General features: G+C 67.3%; 5 protein-coding genes. 4 read left to right on the top strand and 1 reads right to left on the bottom strand.

Annotation, left to right across the window (positions count from 1 at the left end):
* Positions 1-190 precede the first annotated feature (190 nt).
* The 4 genes from CKJ85_RS06680 to CKJ85_RS06665 all read left to right on the top strand — a co-directional run bounded on the left by CKJ85_RS06680 (position 191) and on the right by CKJ85_RS06665 (position 11,357).
* Positions 191-6,580, top strand: a complete 6,390-nt coding sequence (locus CKJ85_RS06680; protein ID WP_095553824.1) for a DEAD/DEAH box helicase — start codon at positions 191-193, stop codon at positions 6,578-6,580.
* Positions 6,581-6,610: 30 nt separating this feature from the next.
* Positions 6,611-8,956, top strand: a complete 2,346-nt coding sequence (locus CKJ85_RS06675) for a 3'-5' exonuclease (RefSeq protein WP_095553823.1) — start codon at positions 6,611-6,613, stop codon at positions 8,954-8,956.
* Between the two features lie 210 nt (positions 8,957-9,166).
* Positions 9,167-10,363 (top strand): sodium/glutamate symporter, encoded by a 1,197-nt coding sequence (gene gltS / locus CKJ85_RS06670; protein WP_095553822.1) that lies wholly within the window; start codon positions 9,167-9,169, stop codon positions 10,361-10,363.
* 79 nt (positions 10,364-10,442) lie between these two features.
* Positions 10,443-11,357 carry a type II restriction endonuclease gene (locus tag CKJ85_RS06665; RefSeq protein ID WP_095553821.1) on the top strand — a complete coding sequence of 305 codons (915 nt, stop codon included), beginning with the start codon at positions 10,443-10,445 and terminating at the stop codon, positions 11,355-11,357.
* On the opposite strand, the gene CKJ85_RS06660 is transcribed toward CKJ85_RS06665, so the two are convergent.
* Positions 11,354-12,289, bottom strand: coding sequence for a Dam family site-specific DNA-(adenine-N6)-methyltransferase (locus CKJ85_RS06660; RefSeq protein WP_095553820.1), 936 nt, complete (start codon positions 12,287-12,289; stop codon positions 11,354-11,356). The two genes, CKJ85_RS06665 and CKJ85_RS06660, sit on opposite strands and share 4 nt — an antisense overlap.
* Positions 12,290-12,347 lie beyond the last annotated feature (58 nt).

The following is a 12,347-nucleotide window of genomic DNA, read 5'->3' as shown; positions in this document are numbered from 1 at the left end:
AGAGAACATCTTCATTGAATTGTCTAATCAAAGGTGTTCTGGCTTGGGTTTTTCGCGCTAGCGGACACAGGACAGGCACTCGAGCCACAATTGCAGGCGAGCGATTGGATTGCTCGATCTTGTAATTATTCAACGAATTCCTGTTCCCCATTAATGCACGGTCTTTAGTTGGCCAATACAGTAGGAAGACGTGTCTACTCTTCTTCCCGTCCACGCGTCCGCGCACGTCCTTGAGGGCGTCACTGAGTACCTCACCACGACGTTCTCGCTGGCCAACCCGGATACTGCGAAGGCGCTGAGGTCGTTTCTGGACGACACCGAGACCGGCATGTTCCGCGGCCCCTACGTGCGCACCCGCCTGCCGTATGCGCGCGCCACGCAGTGGGAGGGGCTGCTGGGGTGGCTCCCCGCCTGGTTTACTCCCTATCACCACCAGGCAGAAGCTTTTCAGCGCCTGCGCAGCCGCACCCAGGCGGGCGAGCGTCGCCCAGAGCCCACCCTGGTGATCACGGGCACGGGCTCGGGTAAGACGGAGGCCTTCCTCTACCCCATCCTCGCGCACGCGAAGCGGATGCGGGAGAAGGGCCAGCGCGGCGTCAAAGCGCTGTTGCTCTACCCCATGAATGCGCTGGCCAACGACCAGGCCAGCCGCCTGGCCGCCCTCCTCACCTCGGAGGCGGGGCTGGAGGGCGTGGACGCCGGCATCTACGTCGGCGACCAGAACACGGGCGTGACCAAGGTGACGGAGGACTCGCTGATCACGGACCGCGACACCCTGCGCAAGAACCCGCCGGACATCCTGCTCACCAACTACAAGATGCTGGATGAGCTGCTCCTGCGCCCCGCCGACCGCGACATCTGGCGTGCGAGCGCCACCTCCCTGCAGTACCTGGTGCTCGATGAGTTCCACACCTACGACGGCGCGCAGGGCACCGACGTCGCGCTCCTCCTGCGCCGCCTGGGGCTCATGCTGAAGTCGCACCAGCCGGACGGGTTCCTGGGCGAGTACGCGGACAACCCGCTGGGCCGGGTCACGCCGGTGGCCACGTCGGCCACGCTGGGCGGCGAGGGCGATACGGGCCGCATCCTGGAGTTCGCGCGCACCATCTTCGGCGAGCCCTTCCCCGCCGACGCGCTGATCGGAGAAACCGCGCTGACCTTCGACCAGTGGCAGGCGGAGATGGCGGGGACGTATGGGGGGAATGAGGGGGCGTCGATAGGCGAAATGCCCAGCGTAGACGCCATCCGTGAGGTGCTGGGCGCGATCGCGGGGGACGCGACGGGGCGCGAGCACGCCGAGGTGGTGCTGGACGTGTTTCGCAGGCGCGTGTGGGGCTGCGGCGAGGCGCTCGAGGCGACGATCGCCGCGTACGCGCAACACCCGCTGACCAGGGCGATCATCGAGGCAGCGGCGCAGGCGCGGCCGATGGTGGCGCGCGCGGGCGAGGCGACCGCCCTGCCGGAGGCGGTGCTGGGGCAGGCAGTGGTGCGCCAGCTCAGGGGCGACGAGGCCGCCGAGTTTGTCACGCACCTGCTCACGGCGGTGGCGCACCTGCGCGCGCTCGCGGGCGAGAAGTACGGGTTTGAGGGCAAGCGACTGCCGGGTGTGGATACGCACCTGTGGGTGCGCGAGGTATCGCGCATCGACCGCGCCGTGACCCCCACCGCGGACGGCAAGGAGTTCCGCTGGTACGACGACGGCGTGGTCGGCGAGGGCGCCGACGTCACCGCCGAAGCCACGGACGAGCAAGCCCCCGCCGTGTGGCTGCCCGCCTGCTACTGCCGTGCCTGCGGGCGCGCCGGGTGGATGACCAGCCTGGAGCCGGGCACCGAGGCGCCGATCCTGGACCCGGCGGAGATCCGCACGCAGTCCATCGAGCACATCGAGCGCCAGCGCCCCCTGATCACCGCCATCAACGAGCTGCGCCAGGCCACCACCGACGGTGTGGACTTCACCGCCACCCGCGACCCCGAGGGCAAGCGCACCCCCATGTGGCTGCACACGGAGACCCGCGCGCTGTCCACCGCCGCCCCCAGCGCGGAGGAGCTCTTGCGCGGCACCTCCGTGCCCGTGCTCACCTACTCGGGCCAAGACGCCGCCGACTACGCCAAGGACCAGGTCTGCCCGTCGTGCGGCGAGCCGGACACCATCCGCTTCATCGGTTCGCGCGTGGCCACGCTGCTGTCCGTGGGGCTGTCCAACCTCTTCGGCATGGGCGAGCTGGATCAGGACGAGAAGAAGACGCTCGTCTTCGCCGACTCCGTGCAGGACGCCGCCCACCGCGCCGGCTTTGTCCAGTCCCGTTCCCACGCGTTCGCGCTGCGCACCTTCACCTACGCGGTCGTGGGCGATGAGACGGTGAGCCTCGCCGAGATGCCGCAGCGCATTATCGACGCCGCCGTGTACCACTCCCCCGACAACGACCCCGCCCGCGCACGCTACGAGCTCCTGCCCCCGGAGCTGGCCGACACGGTGAACTACCGCCCGTTCTGGGACTTCAGCGCGGATGCCCAGGCCCGCCGCAGCGCCACCCGTGAGGCGAAGCAGCGCCTCGCCTTCGACGTCGCCCTGGAGTTCGGCCAGCGCGCTGACCTGGCCCGCTCGCTGACGCTCACCGGCGCGCTGAACGTGGGCGTGGACATCCCGGACGCCGTGCTTGCCTCCGCCGCCCGCGAGGCCGTATCTCACGCCGCCGAGCAGTCCACCATCAGCGGCGACGCCGACGTGCAGCTGCGCTGGGCGCGCGGCCTGGTCGAGCAGGTCCGCGAGCGCGGCGGGATCAACCACCCGTGGCTGAAGTCCTACCTGCGCGACGACGGCAACAGCTGGCACCTGCACAACCGGCTGGCCAAGTCCAAGGGCGTGCCCGCCTTCCCCCGCGGCGGTGCGCCCGAGTTCCCGCGTGTGGGCGAATCCTTAAACGACAAGGACCGCGGCATTACTCCCCTGTCCAGCCCGCGCGGCCGCTACGCCCGCTGGACCTCCACCATGCTGGGGCTGTCCCCCCACGATGCCGCAGCCGTCCTCCGCGACTTCTTCAAGGCCCTGGCCAGCAGGAATGCGGTCACACCCGTGCAGACCAAGACCGGCGGGACCATCTACGCGCTCGAGCCGGAGCAGGTCGTGGTCTCCAGTGAGGCCGCACCGAAGCTGTTGCGGTGTGGGATCTGCCACGCGCAGTTGGGCGTCGATAAGCATGCGCGAAACCTTATGCAAGACCAGCCCTGCGCAACCCCCGGCTGCTCCGGCACCTACGAGGAACTGCCCGTCGAACCCAACTACTACTGGAGCCTCTACACCTCCGCCCAACCGCGCACCGTCGTGGCCAAGGAGCACACGAGCCTGGTCCCGCCCGAGGAACGGCTCGCGCTCGAACACGCCTTCCGCGGCGGCGCGAACCCCGCCGCCGACGCCCCAAACGTGCTGGTAGCCACCCCAACCTTGGAGATGGGTATTGACATCGGCGACCTGTCCACCGTCATGCTCGCCTCGCTGCCCACCACCGTGGCCAACTACGTGCAGCGCGTCGGGCGCGCCGGGCGACTGACCGGCAACTCGCTCGTCCTCGCCTTCGTCCAAGGCCGCGGGCCCACTCTGTCCAAGCTCAACGAGCCGCTCAGCGTGATCGCCGGCGCCGTCGCCCCGCCCGCCGCCTTCCTCTCCGCCACCGAGATCCTGCACCGCCAGCTCGCCGCCTACCTCATCGACGCCACCGACCTGGAGTCCCTCGGCGTCGACCCCACCGACGCGAAGTCGGTCTTCGGCTACGCCGATCGGCCCCTGGTCTCCGTGTTGCAGGAGGTCATCGCCGCGGGCGTGGAAGACAAGGTGGACCAGTTCCTGGACTCGCTGTCTGGCGAGGAGCTCGACCCGGAGCTGTTGGAACGCGTCCGCGCCTGGGCTACCGGACAAGGCCCAGAGACGCTTACCGCGGCGCTGACCGCCGCGCGCGAGCAGTGGAACGCCGAGGTACGAGTGCTGCAAGATCGCGCCGCCGCGCTGCGCGACGTGGAGGCCGAGCTGAAGAAGCGCGATGCCAACGCCGCCGCATCTCTGGACACCGAATTTGTCGACGAGGACCTCGAGCGTGAAAAGCGCAGCGTCAGCGCCGCGCTCAAGCGCACCCAGCGCGACCTGCACGAGCTCGCGCTCCGCGAGCGCTGGGTCTCCGCCCTGGAACGCTACGGGCTGCTGCCCAACTTCACGCTTATCGACGACTCCGTAGAACTCGCCGTGGCCATCTCCTACCTCAACCCCACCACCATGGAGTTCATGCCGGAAAGCTTCGAGCTCCAACGCGGCGTGTCCTCTGCGTTGCAAGAACTCGCACCGGGCGCGACCTTCTACGCCCGCGGCATCGCCGCGACCATCGACTCGGTGGAGATGGGCTTCGACGGCCAGAACGTGGAGCAGTGGCGCCTGTGCCCCGCCTGCTCCTACGGTGAGCGCGTCGCCGTCGGCGGGGCGAGCGCTGCCGCTACGGGTGGCGCTGGCGTTGTGGGCGCGTGCCCGCGGTGTGGTGCGGCAGCGTTCGCCGATAAGGGCCAGCTCATGGACGTGATCCAGATGCGCAAGGTGGCCGCCGAGGTGGACCGCAGCAACGCCACCATCGACGCCTCCGCCGAGGAGCGCCGCACCACCTTCTTCCACACCGCCATGTCCTTCGCGGTGCCCGAGCACGCCCCCGACGGCGGGCACTGGTACTTAAGCGGCGGCTTCGGCGCAGAGTACCTGCCGCAGGCGGACCTGAGCTGGTTCAACATGGGCAAGGGGCAGGCGCAACGCCGCATGATCGGTGGACGCGAGGTCGAGGCTCCCCTGTTTACCCTGTGCCGCATCTGCGGCCACGTGGACTCCGCCCGCGGCGAGAACAGCAAGTGGGACCACCGCCCCTGGTGCCCGCAGCGCAAGGAGCGCGACGAGGACACGGTCACCACCGCGCTCGGCCGCTCGCTGCGCACCCAGGGCGTGCTGCTGCACATCCCGCGCACGCTCACCGCCGGCGACAAGGCCACCGTGCCCAGCCTCACCGCGGCACTGCGCCTGGGCTTCAAGGAGGTGCTCGGCGGCGACCCGGAGCACCTCAAGGTGGACACGGTGACGGTGCCCAACCCGGCGGGCGGCGGCGTGATCGAGGCGCTGCTCCTGCACGACAGCGTGCCGGGCGGCACCGGCTACCTCTCCCAGTTCGCGTCCCCGGAGCAGGTCCGCGGCCTGTTCGAGCAGGCGTATCGGCGCGTCGCGGCGTGCGAGTGCCACAGCGACGAGCGCCTCGCCTGCGCGCACTGCCTGCTCCCCTACACCGAGTTCCGCCACAAGGACGTGACCTCGCGCGGCGCGGCCGAGCGCGCCATCCGCGCCATCCTGCGCAACGAGGCCCACCCGGCCGACGGCGCGGACGCGCTCGCGGTGCCGTGGGAGCCGCAGACCACCCCGCCCGCGCCCGACGAGGGTTCCACCCTGGAGTTGCGCTTCCGCGAGGTGCTGCGCGCCGCGCTCGAGGCCCGAAACGTCACAGTGACGGATCGCCCGAACGCCGGGCGCATGGAGCTGGAGATCACGTTCCCCGGCGCCAGCGGCGAGCAGTGGGTGATGAAGGAGCAGGTGAATAAAGGGCACACGGTCCCCGACTTCCTGTTCACCCACCGGCGCCGCGGCGACGTCCGCCCCGTCGCCGTGTACACGGACGGCTACGCCTACCACGCCAGCCAGGCGCACTTCCGCTTCCCGCAGGACATGATCAAGCGCGCCACCCTGCACTACGAGGACGACACGATCCCGTGGAACCTCACCGACGCCGACCTGGACAGATTCGAGCGCGAGGGCGCCGACGCCGCCGCCCCCTGGTGGGTCACCGCGGAGCTGCGACGGACGATCTCGGGCCTGCCCAAGCTGGACAGCGACGCCGTCGACTTCCTCCTCGCCTCCCCCATGGAGCAGCTGCTGCGCTACCTCAAGGCGCCGCGCACCGCCACCTTCCCCGCGCTGGGACGCGGGCTGGCGGAGCTGGTGCTGGGCGCGCCGGGCAGGCAGCAGAGCGTGGTCGATTCCATGGTCCGCGTTGCCTTGCCGAGCGGGGCGTGCCTGGACCTGCGCCCGCTTTCGCCAACCGAGTTCGCGCCCGAGCGCCTGTTCATGGACACCTCCGCGGGCGTGCTGGAGGCCGACGCGTGGAACGAGTACCTGCGCATGGCCAACGTGCTCTGGCTTGCGGGTCAGGGTGTGCGTGTGGAGACGAGTGCGGGGGGCGTCGAGAAGCGAACCCTGCCCGCGGAGCCCGCGCCGCAGGTCGCTGGGGCCTGGGCCGAGGCGATCGAGGAATTCGAGGACGAGGAGGCCGTGGTGGCGGCGCTGCGCACGCTTGCCGCGCAGCACGCGGCGCCGGCGAGCGAGATCGGCGAGGAGCTGGGCAGCCTGCCCACCGCGCTGATCTGGCGCGAGGCGAAGGTGGCGCTGCTGCTGGAGGCGGACCCGTCGTACGCGGAGGCCGAGGCGGACCTCGTGCGCGGCGGGTGGACCATTGTGCATCCGGAGGGGCTGACCCCGGACGCGATTCCGCAGGCACTGCTGGGCAACTAGCATCGGACCAGGACATGAAGGAGTAACAGCATGGTGACCTTCTCGCTGTACGGCGGGTTGAAGCTGGACGGCAGTTTGATGAAGCCCACGATGGACTTCCTGCAGACACTCGCCGCGGACCCGACGAACCCGTCGCTGAACATCAAGACCATTAAGAACTCGGTGGACAAGCGCGTGCGCACCGGGCGCATCAATGACCAGTTCCGCGCCGTGCTCTTTGAGCTTCGCGACGGCGACGTGCACCACTTCGTCCTCGTCCATGTCGACTCGCACGACGAGGGCATTGAGTCCGCGCGTCGCTTCGACCCGGCCCGGCTGGAGCTGCGCGCCAACGCGGTCAACGGCATCACGGAGCTGATTGAACGGACGGCGCCGGATGGTGCGGATGACTCGGACGCCCACGAGCCGGAGGTGTCGGACTCGCAGCGCAAGGCCGAGGAGGCGGCTCGCGAGGCCGAGGAGCTGGCCAAGGCGCAGGCGGGTATCACGCCGGTGGAGCTGAAGCCGGAGGAGGTGCCGCCGCGCACCGAGCTGGAGAAGCACGGGTACACGCCGGCGATGCTGCACGACGAGCTCGGCGTGGACGAGACGATCGCGGAGATGCTCTTCGTGCTCACCCGGGAATCCCAGCTGGTGGCGCTCATGCAGGGCCGCCCGAAGTGGGAGACGGAGGCCGTGGAGGGGCTCGTCGCCGGCTACACGATTGACAACGTCAAGGAGATGCTCAATCTCACCACCGACGCTGCGGGCGAGGCCGCTGACCAGACGGGTTCCGAGGACGCGCGCATCCTCGCCGGCCTCAAGCAGGACGCCGCCCAGCTGGAGTTCGCCTACGTAGACGACGTGGACACCGACTCGCTGCGCGCGGTCATCGAGTCCGGCAGCTTCGACCAGTGGCGCGTGTACATCCACCCGGAGCAGCGCCGCATCGTCGAGGGCGACCACAAGGGTTCGGCCCGCGTTTTCGGAGGCGCCGGCACCGGCAAGACGGTCGTGGCCGTCCACCGCGCGAATCACCTGCTCAAGCGGGGTCAACCCCGCGTGCTGCTCACCACCTTCACCGATGGTTTGGCGGGCGGCCTGCGCCAGCAAATGGCCGCGCTCAACCCCAACTACCCCGCCGCGGAGCCCGGCGAGCCCGGCCTGTGCGTCACCAACATTGACAAGCTGGTCCGCCACGTGATCACCGCCGCCGCGCCCGCCGACGTCGAGGAGGCCACCCGCCGCGTCCTCGGCACCGGCACCTCACGCGTGCGCCCGTACAGCAACGACGAGGCCGCCCGCGTCTGGGGAGGGCTCTTGCTTATCGACGCCACCGTCGCCGATTCCCTCCCCGCCGGCACCACCAACGAGACCTTCCTCCAGCGCGAGTACGAGGGCGTTGTGCTGGCCAACTCCATCACCACCAAGGCGGAGTACCTCAAGGTGGCCCGCACCGGCCGCGGCACGCCGTTGAGTAGGGCTCAACGAAAGGTGGTGTGGACGCTCCTGCAGTCCGCGATGCAGACCCAGGCAGTGGACGGCAAGCTGTTCTGGCCCACCATGTCCGCCGTGGGCGCCGAGCTCCTGCGCATCCAACGCGACCGCTCCGACCGCGCCCTGTTCGACCACGTCGTGGTTGATGAGGCCCAGGACTTCAACGCCGGCCACTGGCGCTTCCTCCGCGCCTGCGTGGACCCGGGCCCCAACGACATCTTCCTCGCCGAGGACTCCCACCAGCGCATCTACGGCCAGCCCCTCGTGCTCAGCCGCTTCGGCATCTCCACGCGCGGCAAGGCGTCGCGCAAGCTCACGCTGAACTACCGCACTACCAAGGAAAACCTGGACTACGCCGTGCGCATCCTCAGCGCGGCGGGGGAGTTCACCGACTCCGCGGGAGAGACCGATGACACCCGCGGCTACCGATCCGCCCGCTCCGGCCCGAACCCCCAGCTCCTGCGCTGCGCCACGCCGGACGAGGAGTTCGACGCAGCGGCAGCCTACATTAACTACTGGCTGGACGCCGACGAGGTCCACGAGCCCCGCATCGGCGTGATGTGCCGCACCCGCGGGCAGCTGAGCCGCATTGTCAGCGGGCTGGCCGACCACGGCATCGACGCCGTGCAGACCAAGGACGCGGCGCACGCGTCGGGGGAGCAGGTGGCCGTGATGACCATGCACGGCGCCAAGGGTATGGAGTTCACGCACGTCATCCTGATGAGCGTGGGCCGCGACATCCTCCCGCAGCCCTTCCGCCTCGCCGGGCTGTCCGACGACGACCGCGCTGCTGCTTTGCAGCAGGAGCGCTCCCTGCTCTACGTCGCCGCCTCGCGCGCCCGCGACGCGCTGGTGATCACGACGGTGGGCGAGCAGTCGGAGCTGCTGCCGGAGGTGTAGGGGAGACCGCCCCTAAACAAGGTCCTGCGGGAACGGAAAGCCGACCGACTACCGAGTTACGCGGGACCTTTGTTCTTTCAGTACATGGATCGATGCTTGTTTGACCCTTTCTTCTTCCTTGTGAAGGTGATAACACCCGCCCGAAGAGCGAGCTACCTCACTGTGGTGTTTAAAGTAATCGTGTTCACAAATGATGAAAGAGGGTGACATATGCAAATTGAGATAGGACTGATCAGCTCGGCAGCGATCACACTGCTTTTGCTGTTGTTTGGCGCTTGGGCGGCGAGAAGCTGGAAGGTATTCAGCATGTTTGCCATTCCGGGGCCCGTGGTTGGGGGTTTTCTCTTTGCCCTTGTGGTGCTTGGGCTGCGGGAGTGGGGATCGGTTGAGCTCACGGTTGACACCACGCTGCAGTCGCCCGCAATGTTGGCGTTCTTCACCACGATTGGTCTGGGAGCATCGCTCAGCCTGATTAAGACTGGCGGGCGTTTTCTCATGGTGTACCTGCTGGCGTGTTGGTCGGTAGCGATTCTCCAGAATCTCGTTGGAATTGGCCTCGCCAAGGTCTTGGGGCTCAACGAGCTTCTGGGCATCATGGCAGGAGCTGTTTCACTCGAAGGTGGCCACGGCGCTGCTGCGGCGTTCGGTCCAACGGCAGAAGAGCTTGGCGCGCAAGGTGCTACCGCTGTCGCTATTGCGGCGGCAACATTTGGGTTGATCGCCGGATCGCTCATTGGCGGCCCCTTGGCAACCTGGCTCATCAAGCGAAACAACCTCGCGGTGGAGACCCACGATATCGGCAACGTCGAAGAGCGCGGAGTAGATAACGACTCAGACATCAGCGAAGGGTCCGTCACCGCGACTGCAGCCGTGATCGGCGTAGTGGTCGTGATCGGTGTCTACCTGGGCGAGCTCTTCGGTGAATGGACCGGGTACTCGCTGCCGGGATACGTCGGTGCCATGCTCATTGCGATTGTCTTGCGCAACGTTAACGACGCCCTTGGTTGGGTGAAGATTCACGGGAAAACCCTCAAGCTGATTTCTGACGTCTCCTTAGGCTACTTCCTCACCCAAGCCATGATGAGTCTCAAGATTTGGGACCTCTACGATCTCGCACTGCCGCTCCTGGTCATCTTGCTTGTACAGGTTGCTGTACTTGCTGCTTTGGTCGTGTTTGTCGTTTTTCGGGTTCTGGGCAGAAACTACGATGCCGCAGTCATTTGCGGAGGCATGATGGGTCACGGTCTTGGCGGCACTCCGAACGCGGTCGCCAACATGGACGCGGTTGGCCGCAAGCACGGATTGCAGTCAAAGGTAGCAATGGTGGTTGTCCCGCTTTCGGGCGCCGTGCTGATTGACATTGTTGCCCTGCCATGGATCGTCTTCTGCCTCAACTGGGTAGCGTAACCACCGGGGATGGGGGGATTCGCTTTGGCTCCATTGCTAGGGAGAGGCGCGGGTTCTCGCCCTGGTTTAGGGTAGGGGAATGCGGATTGAAGAGGGGCCGGTGGCGTCGGCAAGCGAAGTGGAGCGGGAGGCGCTGCTGCCTCGGCACGAGGACGCGGTGGTGCGCACGATGCTGGGGCTGCTGCCCAAGGATGCGGCGGACTGGCAGCTGGTGGGGATCGTGAACAAGGACGGGGACGTGTTCACGTTTGGGAATGACTCGAAGATCGTGGGGCGGGCGTTTGAGGTGGTGGCAACGGCGTACGTGAAGCAGCTTGCCGATGCGCTGGGGTACACCTTCCGCGAAAGCGAGGTGCAGACCCAGTACCCGGATTTCGTGCTGGAGAAGCCGAACGGGCGGCTCATTGCCATTGACATCAAGTCCACGTACCGCAGCGTGAGCAAGCGCGGGGCGACGCGCGCGTTCAGCTTCACCCTGGGCAGTTTCACCAGCTACCTGCGCAACGGGACGAAGAACATCTACCGCACGTACGACGACTACGACGCGCACTACGTGCTGGCGTTCCTGTATTCGCGGACCAACCGCTTCGAGACGACCCGCGTTCCCGTCACCGACATCGACCGCATCCGCCCCGCTTACGAGGACGTCGAGGTGGCGTTCATGGAGAAGTACCGCTTGGCCGGGGACAAGACCGGCAGCGGCAACACCGACAATCTGGCCACGTTCAAGGCGACGTCGATGGAGCCGTTCCAATACGGCGCCGGCCCGTTCGCCCTGCTCGGCCACGACGTGTTCGAGCACTACTGGCGCAACCACCCCAGAAACGCCGACTCCGCCGAGGTCAAACGCGCGAAGTTCAAGAACCTGCCCGCGTACTTCGATTGGCTGGAACGCCAGGACAGCGCCCCGTTCGACCCCGCGCAGCTGCGCGCGTCCTACGCGCAGTACAAGGGCTTCGTGGCCGACCGCGGCTGGACGATTCGGCTGAACTAGAACAGCGTCGCCAGGCTCGCTTCGGCGCTTGCCTTGGCGCTTGTCGACGCCACTTCATTCCCCGGCACCGCGTGGCCGTGGGAAATAACCAGCGCCTCCGTCATCGCCTTGCGGTTCTGCACCGACGCGCCGACGTGGTAGAAGTGCTCGGTGGTGCGCAGCTCGCCTTCCCAGGCGCGCAAATGCGTGTTCTCGCGGTGGATGTTGGAGTGCCACATGCTCAGCGCGTACCCGGCGGGGGAGTCCTGCACCTGGCGGGCCAGCTGGTCGGCGAGGTCCTGGCTCCACGTGCAGAAGTACTCGTCATGCCTATCGATGTACGGCGGATCCAGGTACAGAAAGTCCTGCTCCGTGAGCTGGCCGATGATGTCGGCGAAGTCGGCGTGGCGGAACTCCCACTCAGGGCGCTTGGCCAGGAGCGTTTCCGCCCAGTGGACCTGGTTCACGATCTTGGTAATCAGCGCAGGCTGGAAGCGCTGCGGCTTCCGGCAGAAGGGGACGTTGTACCTGCCCTTAGCGTTGAACCGCATCATGCCGTTGAAGTTGCTGCGCTGCAGGAAGAGGAAGTCGAAGGGGCTGCCGGTCTCGTTGAAGCGGTCGCGGACCTCGTAGTAGTAGGAGTGCTTGTCCGCCGGGGTTGCGGCCAGCTTCGGCGCCTCCTGCTCCAGGTAGTCGCGGACCTTCCAGGCGGTGAGCTCCCCGGATTGGATGCTGCGGTAGAAGTTGACCAGGTGCGGATTGATGTCCACAAACACCGCGCGCTGGGGCGCGAGGTTGAACCCCACGACGCCCGAACCCATAAACGGTTCGTAATAGGTCCCTGCGCCGTTCCACCGAACGTTCGCCGCGATGAAGGGGACAAGTTTGGTCTTGATCCCTTGGATCTTCAGCGGCGGTACGTTCAGGTGACCTATCTGCTGCGGCAGGAGCATGGCGGGGCCTTTCGGGCGAGTGGCGGTTGTGTGGTGAGTGTAGCAACCGCGCCGAACA

This window comes from Corynebacterium sp. NML 150383, assembly GCF_002285085.1.
GTDB lineage: Bacteria > Actinomycetota > Actinomycetes > Mycobacteriales > Mycobacteriaceae > Corynebacterium > Corynebacterium gottingense.
The sequence above is the reverse complement of the archived record's forward strand: the minus strand, read 5'-3'. Positions and strand labels throughout refer to the sequence as shown.

Excerpts from the sequence above, each read along its gene's own strand:
- CKJ85_RS06660 (WP_095553820.1), bottom strand. The coding sequence starts at position 12,289 with ATGCTCCTGCCGCAGCAGATAGGTCACCTGAACGTACCGCCGCTGAAG.
- CKJ85_RS06675 (WP_095553823.1), top strand. The coding sequence starts at position 6,611 with ATGGTGACCTTCTCGCTGTACGGCGGGTTGAAGCTGGACGGCAGTTTG.
- gltS (WP_095553822.1), top strand. The coding sequence starts at position 9,167 with ATGCAAATTGAGATAGGACTGATCAGCTCGGCAGCGATCACACTGCTT.
- CKJ85_RS06665 (WP_095553821.1), top strand. The coding sequence starts at position 10,443 with ATGCGGATTGAAGAGGGGCCGGTGGCGTCGGCAAGCGAAGTGGAGCGG.